Here is a 20,233-nt window from a genome sequence, read left to right as displayed (position 1 = left end):
GCGCGTCATGCTGAGCACCATCGAGATCCGCCCCGACGACCTGAGCGGCGACGACACCCGCCGTCTCGTCGCCTTCCACCTCGCCGCGCTGGTGGGCACGGCGCCGCCCGAGAGCGTGCACGCGCTCGACGTCGACGCGCTCCGCCGCCCCGGCATCACGGTGTGGTCGGCGTGGATCGACGACCGGATCGCCGGCATCGCGGCGCTGCGCGACCTGGCAGCGGATCGCGGCGAGATCAAGTCGATGCGCGTGGGCGACGGCTTCCGCGGCACCGGCGTGGGCCGCGCCCTGCTGGAGCACGTCGTCCACTCGGCCCGCGAGCGCGGCATGACCGGCCTGTGGCTGGAGACCGGGATCACCGAGGACTTCGCACCGGCGCACCGCCTGTACGAGAGTGCGGGGTTCGTGGACTGCGGGCCCTTCGACGGCTACCTTCCCGACCCGCACTCCCGCTTCATGACGCTCGCGCTCTGACGCCTCAGACCGGGACGACGAGGGCCACCGCGGAGGCCGAGACGCCCTCGGTGCGGCCGGCGAAGCCCAGCCCGTCGGTCGTCGTCGCCGAGACCGACACCGGCACTCCCCCGAGCGCGTCCGACAGCACCCGCTCGGCCTCGACGCGCCGCGCCGCGAAGCGGGGACGGTTCGCCTGGACCTGCACCGACACGTTGCCCGCGCGCCATCCCTCCTCGCGAAGGATCTCTGCCGTGCGTGCGAGGAACGCCTCGGCGTGCGCCCCCGCGTACTGGGGCTGATCGGTGCCGAAGTGCGTGCCGATGTCGCCCAGCCCGGCCGCGGCCAGCAGGGCGTCGACGATCGCGTGGGCGACGGCATCCCCGTCCGAGTGACCCGACAGCGCGCGCTCGCCCGGCCACTCCAGCCCCGCGAGCCACAGCACGCCGTCGCCGCCGAACGCGTGCACGTCCGTGCCGATGCCGACGCGGGGCAGCACGGGGGTCGCGACGGGGGCGGCGCCGACGAGCTGCCGTGCCCGGTCCAGGTCCGCCGCGGTCGTGATCTTGAACGAGAGAGGATGCCCCGGCACCGCCGACACGGTGTGCCCGGCCTCAGCGACCAGCGCCGCGTCGTCGGTGAAGTCGTCGCTCGCGGCGGCGTATGCCGCGTCGAGCACATCACGACGGAAGCCCTGCGGCGTCTGCGCCGCCGCGAGCTCGGAGCGGTCCACGACGCCCACGATCTCGTCGCCGGTCACGCGTTTGATGGTGTCGATGACCGGCAGAACCGGGATCGCCCCTGCCGCCCCTGCGTCGATCGCAGCGATCACGCGCGAGAACACCTCCGGCGGCGTCAGCGCCCGAGCGGCATCGTGCACCAGCACGACCTCGACGTCGCCCCACAGCGCCGCCAGTCCCGCCGCCACCGACTGCTGGCGCGTGGCGCCGCCGGTGACGACCGTCACGAGATCCGCGCGGTCGCCTGCGGCCTGGAGCGCCTCTGTCCGGGCGTCACCGTCGCGGCCCTCCGGGACGACGATCACGACCTGGGCGGCGGGCGCCGCGAAGACGCCGTCCAGCGCGTGACGCAGGATGCTGTGCCGCCCGATCCCGACGAAGGCCTTGGGGCCTCCTGCGCCGAGGCGGGTGCCGGAACCGGCGGCCACGACGACGATGCCGACTCGCGGGACGGGGAGGATGCTCACCCGTTCACGCTACCGCGAGCCGCCGCCTGCCCCTGCGCCCGGACACAGTGAAACGGCGCCCCCCTGCCGGGAGCGCCGTTCCAGAAGTCTCAGCTTGCGAGAACCTCGTCGAGGATCACGCTGGCCTGCTCCTCGTCGGTCTTCTCAGCGAGCGCCAGCTCGGAGATGAGGATCTGCTTGGCCTTGGCCAGCATGCGCTTCTCACCGGCCGAGAGGCCGCGATCCTGATCGCGGCGCCACAGGTCGCGCACGACCTCGCTGACCTTGATGACGTCACCGGAGGCGAGCTTCTCCAGGTTGGCCTTGTACCGGCGGGACCAGTTCGTAGGCTCTTCCGTGAAGGGCGCGCGCAGCACCTCGAAGACCCTGTCGAGGCCTTCCTTGCCGATGACGTCGCGAACCCCGACCAGGTCGACGTTCTCTGCGGGTACTTCGATGATGAGATCACCCTGCGTGACGTTGAGCTTCAGGTACTTCTTCGTCTCGCCCTTGATGATCCGGTCTTTGACCTCGATGATCGTTGCCGCCCCGTGGTGGGGGTAGACGACCGTCTCGCCAACCTCAAAAAGCATGGAGTTATGTCCTTTCGGCAACCTCCAGGATACCACAGGAGAAATACGCTAAGGTTCTCCGCCCTCGGCCTGGGCGAGGGCCACCGAGGGGGTCGGCGTGCTCAGCACGCGCGGGCGCGAACCCCTAGACTGGCGGGGTACCGACACGTCCTGGGAGGATCTGTGAACCGCCGCCTCATCGCGTCGCTGGCCGTCGGGGCCGCGCTCGTGCTCTCGACCACCGGCTGCAGCATGATCTCGCCGCAGGCGACCACGATCCCCTACTCGGCGGCCGAGGGCGTCAACGTCCACGACTCCGGCCCGCTCGAGGTGCGAAACGCGTTCATCGTCGCCAACGAGGACGGCACGGCCGGCAACTTCGTCGCCGCGATCGTCAACCAGACCGAGGACACGCACACGCTGAACGTCGAGATCGGCGAGGGCGGCCCGACGCTCACGGTGCGGGTGCCCGCCAACACGACGGTCAGCCTCGGCTCCGACGAGGACGAAGCGCTCGAGATCGAGGACTTCGAAGGTCTCCCCGGCACGGACGTCGACGCCTACTTCCAGTCCGGCGACAGTGACGGCGCCCTGGTCTCGCTGCCCATCCTCGACGGCTCGCTCGACTACCTGTCGGCTGTAGCCCCCTGATCCCTTCGGGGTGGCGGGCCGGCCGGGTGCCGGCATCCACACCTCGCGAACGGCGGAGCGGGGCGCGTCTGATGACGCGCCCCGCTCCGTCGTTCGGCGTTCAGCCCTCGAAGCGGTACCCGAGTCCGCGGACCGTGACGAGCATCTCGGGCGAGCCGGGGTTCTGCTCGATGCGGGAGCGGATGCGCTTGATGTGGACGTCGAGCGTCTTGGTGTCGCCGAAGTAGTCGCTCCCCCACACCCGGTCGATGAGCTGTCCGCGCGTGAGCACACGCCCCGCGTTGCGCATCAGCACCTCGAGCAGCTCGAATTCCTTCAGCGGCATGTTGATCTCGTCGCCGTCGACCGCGACCGTGTGGCGATCGATGTCAAGCACGACCCGCCCGCCCTCGAGGACGCGGTCCTCGAGGTCCGCGTCGATCTGCGAGAAGCGCCGCAGCACCGCGCGCATGCGGGCCAGCAGCTCACGCGCCGAGTAGGGCTTCGTGACGTAGTCGTCGGCGCCGAGCTCGAGTCCGACCACGATGTCGACCTCGGAGTCCTTCGCGGTGAGCATGATGATCGGCACCGCAGACGTCGTGCGGATCTGACGGCAGACCTCGGTGCCCGGCATCCCGGGCAGCATGAGGTCGAGCAGCACGATGTCGGCTCCCCGGTCGCGGAAGGCGGTGAGAGCAGCAGGGCCGTCCTCGGCGATCTCGACCTCGTACCCCTCGCGGCGCAGGAGGTAGGCGAGCGGGTCGGCGAGATCCGGCTCATCCTCGACGATCAGGACGCGGGTCATGCGGGTTCTCCATTCGCAGCGGGTTCGGCAGCCGGCGTGGGAGCCGGGGCCGCGGGCTTGGCAGATGCCGGGGTGGCGGGGCGCTTCTTCTTGCGTCCGCGCTTGGGCACGGGCTCGGCCGCGGGCGCCTCGGACTCGGGCAGGCGGATCGTGAAGGTGGAGCCGCGCCCGGGACGCGACCATAGCCGCACTTCGCCGCCGTGGCGCTGCACCGCGTGCTTCACGATCGACAGCCCGAGCCCGCTGCCGCCCGTACGGCGGGCCCGTGCGGGATCTGCCCGGTAGAAGCGCTCGAACACGCGATCCTGCTCGCCCTCGGCGATGCCGATCCCCCGGTCGGTCACGGCGATCTCGACGACGCCCTCGACCGCCTTGACGCCCACGCCCACGCTCGAGCCCCGGGGCGAGTACGCGATCGCGTTGGCGACGAGGTTGCCGACCGCCTCGCTCAGCACCTGCGCGTCGCCGCGCACATACAGGCCGCGGCTGCCGCCGCGCACCACTTCCACGCCGGCGGAGTCGGCCTGGATCGCGTGCGCGTCCAGCGCCGAGGCGACGACCTCGTCGATCGACACATCGCGCTGCGGCAGCTCATCGGACGCCTGCAGGCGTGAGAGGTTCATGATGCGCGACGTGAGCAGGGCGAGGCGGGACGCCTCGGCCTGGAGCCGCGCTGCGAAGATGCGCACCTGCGGCGGGTCGTCGGCGGCGGACTCGACCGCCTCGGCGAGCAGGCTCACAGCCCCGACCGGCGTCTTCAGCTCGTGGCTCGTGTTGGCGACGAAGTCGCGACGCATCTCTTCCACCCGCTCGCGCTCGGTGATGTCACGCAGCACGAGGAGGGTGAGCCGCGGCGAGATGCGCGTCGCGCGCACGGCCACGAGACGGGGTTCGGCGGGCAGCGCGCCGCGACGCAGCCGCATGGTCTCGGTCGCGGTCGTCTGACCTGCCGCCGAGCCGCTCGCTCGCACGCGGCGCGCGAGCGCACGCAGCTCCTCGGTCGGGAACGTCCCGCCCTCGATCAGCTCGAACGGCGCAGCGGCGGCCGAGGCGGCGAGCACGGTGAACGACGAGTCGACGACGACGACGGCGTCGTCCATGCCGTGGAGCACTTCGCGGACGCCGTCGGGAACGTCCGCGGACATCTCGACGCGTGCGCGGTCACGCGCGCGGAAAGCGGCGAAGATGACGGCGGCGATCGATCCGCCGACGATGACCCCCACGAGAAGGGCGAGCAGCGCGAGCTGCGTGGAGTCCATGATTCCCAGCGTAGGGGCACGTCCGGGTGCCCATCCGCCGCGAGCGGCCACGGTGCGCGGAGCGCCCAGCAGTGTTCACCGACGCGGCACCGTCCGTTAACCTTCTCTGGCGAGAATCGCCGGGGCCGCGGGCGGACGCCTGCCCGAAAACCACGAAAGGTGCATCGGAATGCGCGAAGTCTTCCATCAGTCCCTCGAGGACGTGCAGGGGCGTCTCGTCGAGATCGCCGAACTCGTCACGGTGGCGATCGACAAGGCGACGCGGGCCTTCGGCACGAGCGACGTGGCGCTGGCCGAGGAGGTCATCGAGGACGACGCGGTCATCGACGAGCGGGCCGTCGAGCTGGACGAGCTGGCGATCGAGATCCTCGCCCGCCAGCAGCCGGTCGCCCGCGATCTGCGCATCGTCGTGAGCGCACTGCGGATGAGCGCGTCGCTGGAGCGCATGGGCGACATCGCCGAGCACATCGCACAGCTGACCCGCATGCGCTTTCCCGAGCGCGCCATCCCGAAGGGCCTGAAGTCCACCTTCCTCAAGATGGGCGAACTGGACGTCGAGGTCGCTCGTCAGCTCACCGAGCTGCTGCGCACGCAGGACGAGGCGCTCATCGAGGCGATCCGCAACGCCGACGACCGGCTCGACGAGCTGCACCTGTCGGTGTTCGAGAAGGTGCTCAGCGACAGCTGGCAGGGCGAGGCGGCCGCGACCGTCGACGCGACGCTCGCCAGCCGCTACCACGAGCGCTTCGCCGACCACGCCGTCTCCGTCGCCAAGAAGGTGCTCTACCTCTCCACCGGCGACTGGACCACGACCACCGACACGATCACGATCGTGTCGCCCGATCAGCTGTAGGACGCGCGGCGCCGTCGGCGCCACGACGAAGAGAAGAGTGGATGCCTCGCACGAGGCATCCACTCTTCTCTTGTGTCTCGGATCAGGCCTTGCCCTGGTTCGCGACCGCGGCGGCGCCGGCGGCGGCGGCCTCGGGGTCGAGGTACTCGCCGGGGCCGAGGGGCTTCAGGTCCTCGTCGAGGCGGTACACGAGCGGGATGCCGGTCGGGATGTTGAGCTCGGCGATGTCGGCGTCGCTGATGCCGTCGAGGTGCTTCACGAGTCCGCGCAGCGAGTTGCCGTGGGCGGTCACGAGCACCGTCTTGCCGGCTTTCAGATCGGGGACGATGTCGCTGTGCCAGTACGGCAGCATGCGGTCGATGACGATCTTGAGCGACTCGGTGTCGGGCACCTCGCCGTCGATGCCCACGTAGCGCGGGTCGCCGACCTGGCTGTACTGGTCGTCGGCCGGAAGCGGGGGCGGCGGGACGTCGAACGACCGGCGCCACAGCATGAACTGCTCGTTGCCGAACTCCTCGAGCGTCTGCGCCTTGTCTTTGCCCTGGAGGGCGCCGTAGTGACGCTCGTTCAGGCGCCACGAGCGCTTGACCGGGATCCAGAGGCGGTCGGCGGCATCGAGGGCGATGTCCGCCGTCTGGATGGCACGGCTGAGCACGGAGGTGTGCAGGACGTCGGGCAGGATGCCGGACTCGGCCAGCAGCTCGCCGCCGCGCTGAGCCTCGGCCTTGCCCTGCTCGGTGAGGCGGACGTCGACCCAGCCGGTGAACTGGTTGGTCTTGTTCCACTCGCTCTGGCCGTGTCGAAGGAGGATGAGCGTATAGGGCGCGGTCATGGGTTCCATGTTATCGGCGCCTCCGTCCGGCCGCCGGAGCTGTGACGGCGCCCGCCTGGCATCATGGAGGGATGGCGCGCGGACCCGTCGGGCAGATCACGCGCGGCACCACCGGCACCAACCGGCTGCGCCGCATCGACCGGTGGATCGCACGGCACCCGGCGCTGCGACGGGCGGTAGACCCGCTCGTGGTCGACCTGGGGTACGGCGCGAGCGGTGTCACCGCGTTCGAGCTCTTCGCGCGTTTGTCGCGGGCGCGCCCCGACGTCGAAGTGCTGGGCCTGGAGATCGACCCGGCGCGTGTGGACCGGGCGCGCGCCCAGCTGGAGCAGGTGCGGGCAGGGACGACGCCGTTCGCCGCGGGTTCGCGGGTGTCGTTCGCGCGCGGCGGCTTCGAGGTGCCCGTCCCCGGCGGCCGGCGCCCGGCGATCGTGCGGGCGATGAACGTGCTGCGCCAGTACGACGAGTCGGACGTTGCGCGGGCGTGGGCGACGGTGGCGGCGAGGCTCGCCGCGGACGGGCTGCTCGTCGAGGGCACGTGCGACGAGATCGGCCGCATCGCCACGTGGGTCGCGATCGCGCCCGACGCCGCGCCGCAGTCCCTCACGGTGTCGCTGCGCCTCGCCGGGCTGGAGCATCCGTCGATCGCCGCGGAGCGGCTGCCCAAGGCGCTGATCCACCGCAACGTGCCCGGTGAGCGCGTGCATGCGTTTCTCGCCGCGCTCGACACGGAATGGGACCGCGCGGCGAGCGTGTCTCCGTTCGGACCGGTGCACCGGTGGCGCACGACCCTGGCCGCCGTGCAGGCCGCGGGCTGGCCGCTCCAGGAGCGCTCACGCTGGCGCCTGGGCGAGGTCACGGTGCCGTGGAGCGCCGTCGCTCCGCTCTGACGCCCCCTTCACACCCGGGGCAGGACCGCACGCGCCTCGTCCGCGGCCATACCGGTCGCTGTCAGCAGGTCGACGGCCAGAGGACGCAGTGCCGTCACGAGGTTCTGCTCGCTCTGCGTGCCGTCGGGCAGGATGGCCGCCGGATCGAGCCGCGCCGCCACCGCCCTGACCGCCTCACGGGCGACGGGCTGCATCGCGATGTCGTCCAGGCTGTCGCCGACGAGCCCCGCAGCCCGCATGAGCTCGGCAAGCAGCTCCGCGGGCACGGGGCGGCGCCGGCCGTCGTCGCACAGGTAGACGGCACGACGCGCGACCACGCGCAGATTGCGCGTTGCGAAGTCCATCGCGGTCAGGACGGCGTGATGCCGTCGCAGCTCGGCGCGCTGGGGGCGCAGCCATGGCGAGAAGCCCGCCACGGCGAGACCGGAGTCCAGCGACGCCCGCCATTCGTCGATGCGGGGCGCGATCGCCCTGGCCTTCTCGAGCCCCCGCGTCGCACGCAGGGCGTCACCGCGTCGCAGCGCCTGCACGACGGTGCGCGCGGCGTCATCGGCCGCCGCGAACACGGCGTGCCCGTCACGCGCCTCTTCGCGACGCGGGTTGCGTGGGATGAGGGCGGTCACGACGAGCGCGGCGACACCGCCGATGATGCCGTCGATGAGACGCGAGAACGGCTGCGAGGCCGGGAGCGACATGACGATCGACGCCTGGACCCCCGCCATGATCGCGAACGGCGGGTAGGGCGAGAGGAAGCGTGCGACGAACAGCGTCGCCGCGAGCGCCAGGGCGAGCTGCCACCACCCCGGTCCGACGACGACGACGAACCCCTCGGCGACGAGGATGCCGACGAGCATGCCGACGACCGTCTCGAGCACCCGGCGGGGCCGCGCATCGCGTACGAGCCCGAGGCTCGAGATGGTGACGGTGGCCGCCAGCAGCGGCGCGGGATGCCCGACCACGTAGTGCGCGAAGGCCCAGGCCGCCGTCGCCGCGACGACGATCTGCACGATCGCGATCGCCGACCCGCGCACGCGGGCGAGCTGCGGACGCAGGTCGAGGCGTGCGCGCCACCCGGTCGGCAGCGCCTGGGTGATCGGGGCCGTCGCGCCGTCGCCGCTCACGGCGTTCCTACTGCGACGCCTGGCGGCGCCCCAGCCGCGGGATGCGCGGCACGTTCGCCGTGCGTCCGGCGTCAGGCGGCACGACGACCTCCTGGGCTGCGGCGACCGGTCCGTCTGCCGTTTCGACGGTGAGCGCCGCGTCGATCGGCGTCGAGCGGCGCACGATCGCGAGCGCGATGGGTCCTTCTTCGTAGTGCAGGGCCGCCGAGGTGACGGCCCCGACCTCGTCGTCGCCGACACGGACGGCGGCGCCGTGATCGGGCAGCACGCTCCCCGAGCCGTCGAGCTGCAGCGCCACGAGACGGCGAGGCGGGTGACCCAGGTTGTGCACCTTGGCGATGGTCTCCTGACCGCGGTAGCACCCCTTGTCGAGGTGCACCGCGGTGCGCAGCCAGTCCAGCTCGTGCGGCAGCGCGCGCTCGTCGACATCGGCCGACCAGCGCGGTCGCCATGCCGCCACCCGGAGCGCGTCGACCGCCGCGAGCCCCGCGAGCTGCAGGTCGCCGCGGGCGGCGGCATCCGCGATCCTGGCCTCTTCGTCGCGCGTCACGATCGCCTCGGACCAGTCGCGGTCGGCGCCGGGATGCGGGTCGACCGGCGCATACGCCCAGCCTCCGGGCGAGACGTCCGGCCACGGGTCCGTCCACACGAGCGGCAGGCCCGCGGGCGACGCGGGCGCCACGCCCGCGAGCGCACCGGCGGTGCCGCCGATCACGGCGAACTCGTCGGCGATGCGGGGATCCACGCGCAGGCGGAACCGCATCTTGCGCAGCCAGTCGTACAGCCCCTCGACATCGGCGCGGTCGGCGATCAGCCACGTCGTCTCACCGTCGTCGAGGACGGATGCCGCATGCTCGACGTGCCCCTGCGGATCGAGGATCAGCAGCTCGGTGCCGACGCCGGGCTGCAAGCGGGCCAGGGCCTGCGACGACAGCGAGTCGAGCCAGGTGAGGCGGTCCTCCCCCGGCACCGCGATGACGGCCCGGTCGGCGCGCGGCGCCAGAGCGGTGCCGGCGGCCAGGCGCCGCTGCTCTGCCAGCGGGTTGCCGAGGTGCTGCAGACCCGTCTCGTCGACGACGGCGCCCGGCACGGCCGCGAACACGTCGCCCATCAGTCGGCCTTGGCCAGACGGGCCGACGCGTGGGCGCCGAGCTCGAAGCCCATCGCGGCGATGTCCCACGCCCACAGCAGGTGGTTGTCGACGAGGCCGTACATGCGCGTGGCCGCGGCGTACGCCTTGGCGCCCGCCGGCCGCACGACGGCGTCGGTGGCGATGTCGATGCGCGGACCCTTGATCTGGCCGAGGTAGAGCTCGCTCACGCCGTCGGCGTGCACGAGCACGACCTCGAGGTCGAATCCGCCGTCGGCGTTGCGCAACGCCTCGATGTCGTCCGCGGTGCGCGCGACCACCGGGGCGAGCGGCGGAAGCAGGCCCGGCCCCGCGTCGGCGTCGGTCGCGGTGCGCGCCAGACGCCAGAAGCCGAGTTCGGCGACGAGGCGCGTGCGCTTGTCGGGGTCGGCGGGATCGTCGATCCACGCCTCCGCCGAGTAGTTCAGGTAGTCGCCGCCGTCATGGCTGAAGCTCACCCGGTGCGTGAACTCGCCGGTGTAGGCGTGGTCGCCGTAGTCGATGACGCCGGTGCCCTCCCACACGCCGAGGAGCCACGACAGCGGAACGATCTCCGCAGGCAGGTCGGTCGGGATCTCGAGCACGACGCGACCCGTCAGCGCTGGCCGCGGTACAGGTTCTTGACGACCACCACGGAGACGAACACGATCGACAGCGATGCGAGTCCGAGCAGGCCCACGAAGAACAGTTCGAGCGCGACGGTATCCATGACGTGAAGTCTAACCGCGACGCGCGCTCATCCGGGCACGAGCGCGGCCAGGCCGAAGCCGAGACTGATGACGCCCATCACGAGCGCGGCGCCGAGGACGCTCGCCGCGACGCGCTCGGTGAAGCCTGCGGCACGCCCCGACCAGAGCTGCACGGCGAACCCCGCGATGAGGCATCCACCCAGTCCGACGCCCAGCCAGGCGGCACGCCAGTCAGGCGTCGAGAAGATGCCCACGGCGATCGCGATCAGCGCGGCGAGGACCCACACGGCGACGATGCCGCCGAAGGTGCGGCGAGGAGCGAGTTCTGGCACAGCCACCAGGCCATCATCCCTCATCGCCCCTGGCGGCGCATCAGGACCGCTCGAGGCGCCGCCCGGCAGCGGGCTCCGACGACGCTCGGCGAAACGAGGCACCCTGCGCGCTCTACACTGGGGTTCGCGGCGTGCCCCCGCACGCCGGGAAGGCGTTCCTTTGGCTCAGCTCCTGGTTCTCAGTTCCACACACGGCGGCGGTCCCGTCCTGCCCTCGCTCGAACTGCTGAGTCACCGCGTGCGCCAGATCCCCGCGGAGCCCGCGCAGCTGGTCAATGCCCCGAGCGCCGACATCATCATGGTCGACGCCCGCGTCGACCTCGTCGGCGCGAAGTCGCTGTGCAAGATCCTGAACACGACGGGCCTGGACGCCCCGCTGCTGCTCGTCGTCACCGAAGGCGGACTGACCGCCGTGTCGCCGGACTGGGGCGTCGACGACGTCATCCTCATGACCGCGGGCCCCGCCGAGGTCGACGCGCGCATCCGCCTCGCCGTCGGGCGCCAGTCCGCCGAGCAGGTGTCGACGCGCGTGCAGACCTCGGGCATCACGATCGACGAGTCGTCGTACTCCGCGAAGGTGCACGGCAAGCCGCTGGACCTCACGTACAAGGAGTTCCAGCTCCTGCACTTCTTCGCCACGCACCCCTCGCGCGTCTTCACCCGGGAGCAGCTGCTCAGCGAGGTGTGGGGCTACGACTACTTCGGGGGCACGCGCACCGTGGACGTGCACGTCCGCCGCCTGCGCGCCAAGCTCGGCGACCTCGAGCAGCTGATCGGCACGGTGCGCAACGTCGGGTATCGCTTCAACGTCTACGAGGACGAGCCCGAGCCAGCCCCGCGCGAGAAGACCGACGCATAGCGGTCGCGTTCACACTCCGGTCACACGACCCTGCAATGATGAGGGGATGATCGAACCCGAGGTGCTCGACACCGGCCTGGGAGATGCGGACGACGACGACTTCGACCTGTCGGAGGAGTTCGACTCGCAGCTGCCGGACCACCGCTACCTGGATCGCGAGCTGAGCTGGCTCGCCTTCAACCAGCGCGTCCTCGAGCTCGCCGAAGACCCGAACCTGCCCGTGCTGGAGCGCGCGAACTTCCTGGCGATCTTCGCCAGCAACCTCGACGAGTTCTTCATGGTGCGCGTCGCGGGACTCAAACGCCGCATCATGACCGGACTCGCCGTCCCCACGAACGTCGGCACCTCCCCCGGCGACGTGCTGGCCGAGATCTCGGACGAGGCGCACCGGCTGCAGCTGCGCCACGCGAACGCGTGGATGACGCTCGTGATGCCGGCGCTCGCGGACGCCGGCATCGAGGTGGTGTCGTACGACTCCCTCGACGAGGCGGAACGCGCGCAGCTGTACGACTACTTCCAGGCGCAGGTGTTCCCGGTCCTGATGCCGCTCGCCGTCGACCCGGCGCACCCGTTCCCGTATATCTCGGGCCTCTCGCTCAACCTGGCGATCCGCATCCGCAACGCGCGCACCGGGCGCCAGGAGTTCGCACGCCTCAAGGTGCCTCCCATGCTCCCCCGCGTGGTCGCGCTGCCGCCGGCCGGAGGCACGGTGCGCTACCTGCCGCTCGAGGACCTCATCTCGAACCACCTCGACGATCTCTTCCCGGGCATGGAGGTGCTCGACCACCACGCGTTCCGCCTCACCCGCAACGAAGACATGGTGATCGAAGAGGACGAGACAGAGAATCTCATCCAGGCGCTCGAGGCCGAGCTGCTGCGGCGCCGCTTCGGCCCGCCGATCCGCCTCGAGATCACCGACGACATGGACGGCGTCACGCTCGACCTGCTCATCAAAGAGCTCGACATCACCGAGCAGGAGGTCTACCGCCTCCCCGGCCCGCTGGACCTGCGAGGTCTGTTCGACCTGTCGCGCATCGACCGTCCCGACCTGCACTTCAAGCCGCACCTGCCCACGACGGCACTCGCGTTCCAGCCGGGCGACAACAACGAGCGCGCCGACATCTTCGCCGCGATCCGCAAGGGCGACGTGCTCGTGCATCACCCGTACGAGTCGTTCGCGACGAGCGTGCAGGCGTTCCTCGAGCAGGCGGCCAAGGACCCGCACGTGCTCGCCATCAAGCAGACGCTGTACCGCACGTCCGGCGACAGCCCCATCGTGGAGGCGCTCATCAACGCCGCCGAGGCGGGCAAGCAGGTGCTGGCTCTGGTCGAGATCAAGGCCCGCTTCGACGAGGCGAACAACATCGTGTGGGCGCGCAAGCTCGAGAAGGCCGGCGTGCACGTGGTGTACGGCCTCGTGGGCCTGAAGACCCACTGCAAGCTGGCCCTCGTCATCCGCGAAGAGGGCGGCGTGCTGCGCAGCTACAGCCACGTGGGCACCGGCAACTACAACCCCAAGACCAGCCGCATCTACGAGGACTTCGGCCTGTTCACCGCCGACGACCAGGTGGGCCGCGACCTCACGCGCCTGTTCAACGAGCTGAGCGGGTACGCGATCGAGAAGAAGTTCAAGCGCCTCCTCGTCGCACCGCTGCACCTGCGCAAGGGGCTGCTGCGGCTCATCGAGAAGGAGCGCCGCAACGCCCTCGCCGGAAAGCCGGCGAGCGTGCGCATCAAGGTCAACTCCATGGTCGACGAGCAGATCATCGACGCCCTGTACCGCGCCAGCCAGGCCGGCGTGAAGGTCGAGGTGTGGGTCCGCGGCATCTGCGCGCTCAAGCCGGGCGTCGAGGGCATGAGCGAGAACATCACGGTGCGCTCGATCCTCGGCCGTTACCTGGAGCACTCGCGCATCTTCGCGTTCGGCGGCGACGGCGAGCCGGTGGTCTACATCGGCAGCGCCGACATGATGCACCGCAACCTCGACCGCCGCGTCGAGGCGCTGGTGCGCGTGTCGTCGCCCGCGCACGTGAAGGAGCTGGAGGACCTCTTCACCCTCGCCATGAGCGACACCACGAGCTCGTGGCACCTCGGCCCCGACGGCGAGTGGGTCCGCCACCACCAGGACGCCGAGGGCAGGCCGCTCCTGGACATCCAGGACCGCACCATGACCAACGTGCAGCGCCGCCGGCGGGCACGGGCGGTGCGATGACCGAGACCGCGGTGTACGCGGCGGGGGGTGTGGTCTGGCGCATCGTCGACGACAAGCTGCGCGTGCTCCTCATCCACCGCACGAAGTACCGCGACATCACGCTGCCCAAGGGCAAGGTCGACCCGGGTGAGATGCTCGCCGAGACGGCCGTTCGCGAGATCCACGAAGAGACCGGCATCCGCGTCGCCCTCGGCGTGCCCGTCGGCGTCTCGCGCTACCGACTGCCCAGCAAGCGCACCAAGATCGTGCACTACTGGGCCGCCGAGGCCACCGAGGACGCGATCCGCGTGAGCGAGTTCGTGCCGAACAAAGAGATCGCGGCGATCGAGTGGGTCACGCCCAAGAAGGCGATCTCGCGCCTGAGCTACCCCGTCGACGTCGAGATCATCGAGAACTTCCTGCACCTCGTCGACGAGCGCGTGCTGCGCACCTTCCCGATCGTCGCCCTGCGCCATGCGAAGGCCCTCGCCCGCGACGAGTGGGAGGGGAAGGATGCCGCCCGCCCGCTGACACCGCGAGGCCGCAGGCAGGCGCGCGCCATCGTCGGTCCGCTGCGGGCGTTCGGCGTGCGGCGGATCGTGTCCAGTCCGGCAGTGCGCTGCACCAAGACTGTCGCTCCCCTCGCGCAGGCGCTCGGTCGCAAGGTCGACACGACCAAGCTCATCAGCCAGGACGCGTGGGAGGAGGGCCGCTCCGACGCGCGCACCATCGTCGGCGAGCGCGTGCGCTCCCGCAAGCCTGCGGTGCTGTGCAGCCACGGACCGGTGCTGCCCGACATCCTCAACGAGCTGGCGCTCGCGACGGGCACGCTGCGCGGCTCGTACTTGGGCAGCGCCTCCGCGCTGGAACCGGGGGCGTTCTCGGTGGTGCACCTGTCGGTCGACAACCCGGGCTCGGGCATCGTCACGATCGAGACGCACGAGCCGAAGGTCTGAGCGCGTACCCGGCGCACCCCTTCCCGTTCACCTTCCGTTCACCCGCGCAGCGCAGTCTCTTAAGAGTCCGAGCCTACGTTTCAGAGCGAACCCCGCACCGGGCTTCGTACCCGCAGGCCTGCACCAGGCCTCACTTTCCCTGACACGTGAAGGATTCACACAGTGAAGATCTCTCGCATCGCCCAGGTGGGCGCTGTCGCCGCTATCGCGGCCCTCGCTCTCGCCGGCTGCTCGTCGACGCCGTCCGACAGCGGTTCGGACGCGGGCAGCACGCCGACTCCCACCGAGTCCGGCGTCACCGTCGAGCTCGACTCCAGCCTCACCGGCACCATCACGTCGGGCGGCTCCAGCGCCCAGGCCAACGCCCAGGCGGCGTGGACCACCGCGTACAACGCCACGGTGAGCGGCGTGACCATCAACTACGACAAGTCGCAGGGCTCCGGCGGCGGCGTGACGAACTTCCTGAGCGGCGCGTACGACTTCGCCGGCTCGGACTCGCCCCTCTCCGACGACGAGACGGCGAGCTCTGAGGCGCTGTGCACCGAGGGCGGCGTGAACATCCCCGTCTACCTCGACGGCGTCGCGATCATCTTCAACATCGACGGTGTCGACAGCCTCAAGCTGAGCGGCGAGACCATCGCGAAGATCTTCAACCTGCAGATCACCGACTGGTCCGACGCGGCGATCACCGCCGACAACGGCACCGCCCTGCCGGCGGGCCCGATCACCACGGTCGCCCGCTCGGACGGCTCAGGCACCACCGCCAACTTCACCAACTACCTCTCGGCCACCCAGGCCGAGGCGTGGCCGTACGAGGCCGGCAAGAACTGGCCCGTCGCCGGCAACGTGTCGCTCCAGAAGGGCGGCTCGGGCGTCGTCGACACCGTGAAGGCGGGCACCGGCACGATCGGCTACGCCGACCACTCCGCGATCGGCGACCTGAACGCGGCGGACATCGTCGTCGACGACACCGCCATCCCCTTCAGCCCGGAGGCCGTCGCAAAGACGTTCGAGGTCGCGGCCACCGACGCCTCGAACGGCGTCGCCGGTGACCTCTCCAAGCAGTTCGACTACTCGAAGCTCACCACCGAGACCTACCCGATCCCGCTTGTCTCGTACGCCATCACGTGCACGACGTTCGCGGATGAGGCGCAGGCGACCCTGGTGAAGTCGTACCTCGGCTTCGTCGCCTCGACGCTCGGCCAGCAGGTCGCGGCGAAGAACGCCGGTTCGGCCCCGCTGCCGGACTCGATCCTCGAAGAGGCGCAGAAGACCATCGACGCCATCAAGTGATCCACGTCGGTCCGTCCGCCCGGGTTCTCCCGGGCGGACGGGCTGAATTCCGTCTCCGGCACGACCGGCGGCGGAGTTGAGCCGAACACCGACTGCTCGAAGCACCCGGAACCCGACAGGAGCTCCTCCCATGCGACACCGACGGACCCGTCATGGCTGACGCGATCAGCCCTCCCGCGCCCGCCGCGTCCCGCAGCAGATCCACCCGCCGCGCCGCCGACACCGTCTTCCTCGGCCTCTCGGCCACCTCCGCGGTCTCGATCATGGTGATCCTGGCGGGCGTCGCCATCTTCCTCATCATCCAGGGACTGCCTGCCATCACGGCGAACTGGGGTGAGAACAAGGACCTCAGCTCGATCCAGAACCCGGCCCAGGTGCCGTGGTCGAGCTTCTGGGAGTACGTGGGCCCGCTCCTGTGGGGCAGCGTCTTCTCGGCGCTCATCGCCATGGTGCTCGGCGCTCCGGTCGCGATCGGCATCGCGCTGTTCATCTCGCACTATGCCCCGCGCCGCATCGCGGGTGCGCTGGGCTACATCGTGGACCTGCTGGCGGCCGTCCCCTCGATCGTGTTCGGCCTGTGGGGCATCGCGGTGATGCGCCCCTTCCTGCTGCCGCTCTCAGACTTCCTCAACCAGTACTTCGGCTGGATCCCGTTCTTCGCCGGGCCGGTGTCGACCACCGGCTCGACGATGCTCGCCGGTGGCGTCGTCCTCGCCGTCATGATCCTGCCGATCGTGACCTCCATCACCCGCGAGATCTTCCTGCAGACCCCGCGACTGAACGAAGAGGCGGCGCTCGCACTGGGCGCCACGCGGTGGGAGATGATCCGCCTCGCGGTGCTGCCGTACGCGCGCAGCGGCATGATCTCGGCGACGCTGCTCGGCCTCGGCCGCGCGCTCGGCGAGACGATGGCCATCGCCCTGATCATCTCGCCCTCGCTGCTGTACTCGGTCCGCATCCTCACCGACGGCTACAACTCGCAGACCATCGCGGCGAACATCGCCCTGAACTTCCCCGTCGCCACCGAGATCCAGCGGTCCGCCCTCATCGGCACCGGCCTCATGCTCTTCGTGATCTCGTTCGCGGTGAACATGGTCGCGCGCTACATCATCGGCGCGCAGGGCCCGAAGCCGGGCAAGAAGCGCCGTCGCAAGGAAGGAAAGGGCGCATGACCTCGACCATGACCCCCTCGACGCCTCAGGTGCGCCCGGCTGTCCGGCTCACCGCCGGGCACCTTCCGCGATTCATCGAGCCGATCCTGCTGGCCGGCGTGGCGGTCCTCGTCGCCCTCGTGATGTTCGTCCTCACCCAGACGCTCAACATCGCGGTCTGGCTGGTCCTCTCGGCCGTCCTGTACCTGATCGCGATCGCGATCGCGGCGTCGATCGTCGAGAGCCGGCGCAAGGCCATGGACCGGGTCGTGCGCGGTGTCGTCACGGCGTTCTTCGTCCTGGCGGTCGCACCCCTCATCTCGACGCTGTGGACCGTCATCACCAAGGGCGCCGAGATGGTGAACTGGCAGTTCATCACCTCGGTGTCGCAGTCGGCGTTCAACCCCGAGACGCTCGAGGTCACGAGCACGCCCGGCGCGCTGCAGGCCATCGTCGGCACGCTGATCATCACCGGTATCGCCGCGCTGATCTCCGTCCCGATCGGCATCCTCACCGCCGTCTACCTCACCGAGTACGCCCTGCCCACCAATCCGCTGCGCCGCACCATCACGTTCCTGGTCGACGTGATGACGGGCATCCCCTCGATCGTCGCCGGTCTGTTCGCGTTCTCGCTGTTCAGCCTGATCGTCGGTCCGAAGGCCTTCAGCGGGTTCTCGGCGTCGATCGCGCTGTGCGTGCTGATGATCCCGATCGTCGTGCGCTCCACCGAGGAGATGATCCGCCTCGTCCCGCAGGACCTGCGCGAGGCGTCGCTGGCGCTCGGCGTCCCCAAGTCGGCCACGATCATCAAGATCGTGCTGCGCACCGCCGCGAGCGGGATCGTCACGGGCGTCGTGCTCGCCATCGCCCGCGTCGTCGGCGAGACGGCCCCCATCTTCATCGCGGCGAGCTTCACCGACAACTTCAACGCGAACCCGTTCTCGGGTCCCATGCAGACCCTGCCGGTGATGGCGTACACGTCGTACAGCTTCCCTTCCAAAGACATCGACGCCTCGCAGGCCCAGGCGTGGGGCGCGGCCCTGCTGCTGGTGATCCTCGTCGTCATCTTCAACCTCATCGCCCGCCTCGTCGCGAAGCTGTTCGCGCCGAAGACCCGCTAGCCCGAAAGGCCACCCCAGGTGTCCAAAAGCATCGAAGTCAACGACCTGAACGTCTACTACGGCGACTTCCTCGCCGTGGAAGGCGTCTCGCTCTACGTCGAGCCGCGCAGCGTCACCGCGTTCATCGGCCCTTCGGGCTGCGGCAAGTCCACCTTCCTCCGCACGCTCAACCGCATGCACGAGGTCATCCCGGGCGGCCGCGTCGAGGGTGAGGTCCTCATCGACGGCACCGACCTCTACGGCGCGAACATCGACCCCGTGCTCGTGCGCCGGCAGGTGGGCATGGTCTTCCAGCGGCCCAACCCGTTCCCGACGATGTCGATCAAAGAGAACGTGCTCGCGGGCGTCCGGCTCAACAACAAGCGCATCTCGAAGTCGGACGCCGATGCGCTCGTCGAGCAGTCGCTGCGCGGCGCGAACCTCTGGAACGAGGTCAAGGACCGCCTCGACAAGCCCGGCGCCGGCCTGTCGGGCGGTCAGCAGCAGCGTCTGTGCATCGCGCGCGCGATCGCGGTCTCGCCCGAGGTCATCCTCATGGACGAGCCCTGCTCGGCCCTGGACCCGATCTCGACGTACGCGATCGAGGAGCTGATCGGCGAGCTGAAGAACGACTACACGGTCGTCATCGTCACCCACAACATGCAGCAGGCATCGCGCGTGAGCGACCGGACGGCGTTCTTCAACATCGCCGGCACCGGCAAGCCCGGCAAGCTCATCGAGTACGACGACACCAGCACGATCTTCACGACGCCGTCGGTGCAGGCGACCGAGGACTACGTCTCGGGCCGCTTCGGGTGATCCTCGCCGCGGTCAGTCGCGGGGACTGAGCAGGTATCGATTCATGGATGCCGTCAGCCCCGCGTCGACCCGGAACACGACGTCGTCGATCGCGGTGATCGGAGCGGCCAGGCGCACGCTCGACACCAGCCAAGCGGCATCCGCGTCTCGCAGCGCCGTCGTCGGGAGCGTCGCGTACCCCGTCTCGAAGCCCTCGGACTCCAGGTGCGAGAACAGGCTCAGCTGCGTGGTGCCGTGGAGGATGCCGCCGTTCGGCGCCGGCGTCACGAACCGCCCGTCGATGCGCACGATGAGCGACGCCGTGGGCGCCTCGAGCACGAAGCCATCGGAGGTCACGAAGATCGCGTCGTCGGCTCCTCTCCGCCGGGCCTCGCGGAGAGCGGCCATGTTGACCGCGTACGACAGGGTCTTGGCGCCGAGCAGCAGCCACGGCGCCGACGCGGGCGTGTCGATGCCGTAGCCGCGATCCAGCGTGACCACGCGGACGCCTTGCTCGCGCACGGCCGTGTTGTCGGCCGCGCCGGCCGCCGTGACCCAGGCCGTCGGGGCGGGCCCGTGCTCGACGCCGCGGCTCAGGATGAGCTTGATGACGCCCTCCCCCTGCTGCGGCGCGTGGCCTGCCGCGATGGTCACCGCCTGACGCCACTGCTCCAGGTTCGGTGCCGGGAGGTCGCAGATCTCGGCCGAGTGAGCCAGCCGCTCCAGGTGCGCCTGCGTCTCCTGCGGATGCCCGTCGACGACCCCGATCGACTCGAAGATCCCGTCGCCGCGCTGCGTGCTGAGCTCCCCCACGCTGAGCGCGGGGGCGGAGGGGTCGATCGTGCGGAACGTGTCGGCGAAGTCCGACCGGGAATCGTCGGAGCCCACGGGCTCGATCACGAGCGCGAAACGCAATGCCATGCCCCGAGCCTAGGCGGTCGGGAATGCGAGGCCCTCGGACTCGGTTACACTGGATCGGCCGGGCCGCAGTAACCCCGGGCTCCATCTTCTGCCGCTGCGAGCGGCCTTGCGCCGAGAGGCGTTCTGCGGCCCGGCACTTTCATGCCTGGTGGCGTGCAGCTTCGGTATCCCGCGCCTCCGCGCTCGCGGCATCCCCGGCCGCGCATCCACCG

Annotated in this window: 21 protein-coding genes; 11 read left to right on the top strand and 10 right to left on the bottom strand. The window is 70.3% G+C overall.

The features are described from left to right. Positions 1-7: 7 nt before the first annotated feature. Positions 8-475 (top strand): GNAT family N-acetyltransferase, encoded by a 468-nt coding sequence (locus tag FB391_RS07410; RefSeq protein ID WP_141893827.1) that lies wholly within the window; start codon positions 8-10, stop codon positions 473-475. A gap of 4 nt (positions 476-479) precedes the next feature. On the opposite strand, the gene ispD is transcribed toward FB391_RS07410, so the two are convergent. Beyond that, positions 480-1,661, bottom strand: coding sequence for a 2-C-methyl-D-erythritol 4-phosphate cytidylyltransferase (gene ispD, locus FB391_RS07405; RefSeq protein ID WP_141893826.1), 1,182 nt, complete (start codon positions 1,659-1,661; stop codon positions 480-482). Between the two features lie 89 nt (positions 1,662-1,750). Next, positions 1,751-2,233: a CarD family transcriptional regulator gene (locus tag FB391_RS07400; protein ID WP_018172589.1), complete on the bottom strand. Its 483-nt coding sequence runs from the start codon at positions 2,231-2,233 to the stop codon at positions 1,751-1,753. A 162-nt stretch (positions 2,234-2,395) separates the two neighbouring features. Here FB391_RS07400 and FB391_RS07395 point away from each other — a divergent pair, with 162 nt between their 5' ends. Then, positions 2,396-2,863, top strand: a complete 468-nt coding sequence (locus tag FB391_RS07395; protein WP_141893825.1) for a DNA modification methylase — start codon at positions 2,396-2,398, stop codon at positions 2,861-2,863. Between the two features lie 100 nt (positions 2,864-2,963). On the opposite strand, the gene FB391_RS07390 is transcribed toward FB391_RS07395, so the two are convergent. Both FB391_RS07390 and FB391_RS07385 read right to left on the bottom strand, forming a co-directional pair. Continuing rightward, positions 2,964-3,647 (bottom strand): response regulator transcription factor, encoded by a 684-nt coding sequence (locus tag FB391_RS07390; protein ID WP_141893824.1) that lies wholly within the window; start codon positions 3,645-3,647, stop codon positions 2,964-2,966. Next, on the bottom strand, positions 3,644-4,906 hold the full coding sequence (locus FB391_RS07385) for a sensor histidine kinase (RefSeq protein WP_141893823.1): 1,263 nt from the start codon (positions 4,904-4,906) through the stop codon (positions 3,644-3,646). The genes FB391_RS07390 and FB391_RS07385 overlap by 4 nt, the downstream gene beginning before the upstream one ends. 169 nt (positions 4,907-5,075) lie before the next feature. Here FB391_RS07385 and phoU point away from each other — a divergent pair, with 169 nt between their 5' ends. After that, the gene (gene phoU, locus FB391_RS07380; protein ID WP_141893822.1) at positions 5,076-5,759 is read left to right on the top strand and encodes a phosphate signaling complex protein PhoU; all 684 of its coding nucleotides are present in this window, start codon (positions 5,076-5,078) and stop codon (positions 5,757-5,759) included. An 82-nt stretch (positions 5,760-5,841) separates the two neighbouring features. Here the strand turns inward: phoU and FB391_RS07375 are convergent, their stop codons facing one another. Then, positions 5,842-6,591: a phosphoglyceromutase gene (locus FB391_RS07375; protein ID WP_141893821.1), complete on the bottom strand. Its 750-nt coding sequence runs from the start codon at positions 6,589-6,591 to the stop codon at positions 5,842-5,844. Between the two features lie 71 nt (positions 6,592-6,662). Between FB391_RS07375 and FB391_RS07370 the strand changes: the two genes are divergently transcribed. Then, the gene (locus FB391_RS07370) at positions 6,663-7,481 is read left to right on the top strand and encodes a class I SAM-dependent methyltransferase (protein ID WP_141893820.1); all 819 of its coding nucleotides are present in this window, start codon (positions 6,663-6,665) and stop codon (positions 7,479-7,481) included. Positions 7,482-7,489: 8 nt separating this feature from the next. Here the strand turns inward: FB391_RS07370 and FB391_RS07365 are convergent, their stop codons facing one another. From FB391_RS07365 to FB391_RS07350, 4 genes are all read right to left on the bottom strand, one after another. Beyond that, a complete protein-coding gene (locus tag FB391_RS07365) occupies positions 7,490-8,602 on the bottom strand; it encodes an FUSC family protein (protein ID WP_185842997.1) in 1,113 nt (370 codons plus the stop codon). Positions 8,603-8,609: 7 nt separating this feature from the next. Further along, positions 8,610-9,713: a CAF17-like 4Fe-4S cluster assembly/insertion protein YgfZ gene (ygfZ, locus tag FB391_RS07360; protein ID WP_141893819.1), complete on the bottom strand. Its 1,104-nt coding sequence runs from the start codon at positions 9,711-9,713 to the stop codon at positions 8,610-8,612. Continuing rightward, on the bottom strand, positions 9,713-10,315 hold the full coding sequence (locus FB391_RS07355; RefSeq protein WP_141893818.1) for a nitrobindin family protein: 603 nt from the start codon (positions 10,313-10,315) through the stop codon (positions 9,713-9,715). The genes ygfZ and FB391_RS07355 overlap by 1 nt, the downstream gene beginning before the upstream one ends. A gap of 152 nt (positions 10,316-10,467) precedes the next feature. Then, complete coding sequence (locus FB391_RS07350; RefSeq protein WP_141893817.1) at positions 10,468-10,758, bottom strand: hypothetical protein; 291 nt, start codon at positions 10,756-10,758, stop codon at positions 10,468-10,470. Between the two features lie 154 nt (positions 10,759-10,912). On the opposite strand from FB391_RS07350, the gene FB391_RS07345 reads away from it, so the two are divergent. The 7 genes from FB391_RS07345 (at position 10,913) to pstB (ending at position 19,121) form a co-directional block, all read left to right on the top strand. Further along, the gene (locus FB391_RS07345) at positions 10,913-11,611 is read left to right on the top strand and encodes a response regulator transcription factor (RefSeq protein ID WP_141893816.1); all 699 of its coding nucleotides are present in this window, start codon (positions 10,913-10,915) and stop codon (positions 11,609-11,611) included. A gap of 46 nt (positions 11,612-11,657) precedes the next feature. After that, positions 11,658-13,823: an RNA degradosome polyphosphate kinase gene (locus FB391_RS07340; RefSeq protein WP_141893815.1), complete on the top strand. Its 2,166-nt coding sequence runs from the start codon at positions 11,658-11,660 to the stop codon at positions 13,821-13,823. Further along, positions 13,820-14,758: an NUDIX hydrolase gene (locus tag FB391_RS07335; protein WP_141893814.1), complete on the top strand. Its 939-nt coding sequence runs from the start codon at positions 13,820-13,822 to the stop codon at positions 14,756-14,758. Before FB391_RS07340 ends, FB391_RS07335 begins: the two co-directional genes overlap by 4 nt. A gap of 162 nt (positions 14,759-14,920) precedes the next feature. Further along, complete coding sequence (locus FB391_RS07330; protein ID WP_141893813.1) at positions 14,921-16,051, top strand: phosphate ABC transporter substrate-binding protein PstS; 1,131 nt, start codon at positions 14,921-14,923, stop codon at positions 16,049-16,051. 152 nt (positions 16,052-16,203) lie between these two features. Further along, positions 16,204-17,223: a phosphate ABC transporter permease subunit PstC gene (gene pstC, locus FB391_RS07325; protein ID WP_141893812.1), complete on the top strand. Its 1,020-nt coding sequence runs from the start codon at positions 16,204-16,206 to the stop codon at positions 17,221-17,223. Then, complete coding sequence (gene pstA, locus FB391_RS07320; RefSeq protein WP_141893811.1) at positions 17,220-18,323, top strand: phosphate ABC transporter permease PstA; 1,104 nt, start codon at positions 17,220-17,222, stop codon at positions 18,321-18,323. Before pstC ends, pstA begins: the two co-directional genes overlap by 4 nt. Positions 18,324-18,341: 18 nt before the next feature. Next, positions 18,342-19,121: a phosphate ABC transporter ATP-binding protein PstB gene (gene pstB, locus FB391_RS07315; RefSeq protein WP_141893810.1), complete on the top strand. Its 780-nt coding sequence runs from the start codon at positions 18,342-18,344 to the stop codon at positions 19,119-19,121. 12 nt (positions 19,122-19,133) lie between these two features. On the opposite strand, the gene FB391_RS07310 is transcribed toward pstB, so the two are convergent. Next, entirely contained in the window at positions 19,134-20,021 is an 888-nt protein-coding gene (locus tag FB391_RS07310; RefSeq protein WP_141893809.1) for an aminodeoxychorismate lyase, read from the bottom strand. Between the last annotated feature and the right edge of the window lie 212 nt (positions 20,022-20,233).

It is taken from the genome of Microbacterium kyungheense (genome assembly GCF_006783905.1).
GTDB classification, from domain to species: domain Bacteria; phylum Actinomycetota; class Actinomycetes; order Actinomycetales; family Microbacteriaceae; genus Microbacterium; species Microbacterium kyungheense.
The sequence above is the reverse complement of the archived record's forward strand: the minus strand, read 5'-3'. Positions and strand labels throughout refer to the sequence as shown.

Excerpts from the sequence above, each read along its gene's own strand:
- FB391_RS07410 (WP_141893827.1), top strand. The coding sequence starts at position 8 with ATGCTGAGCACCATCGAGATCCGCCCCGACGACCTGAGCGGCGACGAC.
- FB391_RS07400 (WP_018172589.1), bottom strand. The coding sequence starts at position 2,233 with ATGCTTTTTGAGGTTGGCGAGACGGTCGTCTACCCCCACCACGGGGCG.
- FB391_RS07390 (WP_141893824.1), bottom strand. The coding sequence starts at position 3,647 with ATGACCCGCGTCCTGATCGTCGAGGATGAGCCGGATCTCGCCGACCCG.
- FB391_RS07385 (WP_141893823.1), bottom strand. The coding sequence starts at position 4,906 with ATGGACTCCACGCAGCTCGCGCTGCTCGCCCTTCTCGTGGGGGTCATC.
- phoU (WP_141893822.1), top strand. The coding sequence starts at position 5,076 with ATGCGCGAAGTCTTCCATCAGTCCCTCGAGGACGTGCAGGGGCGTCTC.
- FB391_RS07375 (WP_141893821.1), bottom strand. The coding sequence starts at position 6,591 with ATGACCGCGCCCTATACGCTCATCCTCCTTCGACACGGCCAGAGCGAG.
- FB391_RS07370 (WP_141893820.1), top strand. The coding sequence starts at position 6,663 with ATGGCGCGCGGACCCGTCGGGCAGATCACGCGCGGCACCACCGGCACC.
- ygfZ (WP_141893819.1), bottom strand. The coding sequence starts at position 9,713 with ATGGGCGACGTGTTCGCGGCCGTGCCGGGCGCCGTCGTCGACGAGACG.
- FB391_RS07340 (WP_141893815.1), top strand. The coding sequence starts at position 11,658 with ATGATCGAACCCGAGGTGCTCGACACCGGCCTGGGAGATGCGGACGAC.
- FB391_RS07335 (WP_141893814.1), top strand. The coding sequence starts at position 13,820 with ATGACCGAGACCGCGGTGTACGCGGCGGGGGGTGTGGTCTGGCGCATC.
- pstC (WP_141893812.1), top strand. The coding sequence starts at position 16,204 with ATGGCTGACGCGATCAGCCCTCCCGCGCCCGCCGCGTCCCGCAGCAGA.
- pstA (WP_141893811.1), top strand. The coding sequence starts at position 17,220 with ATGACCTCGACCATGACCCCCTCGACGCCTCAGGTGCGCCCGGCTGTC.
- FB391_RS07310 (WP_141893809.1), bottom strand. The coding sequence starts at position 20,021 with ATGGCATTGCGTTTCGCGCTCGTGATCGAGCCCGTGGGCTCCGACGAT.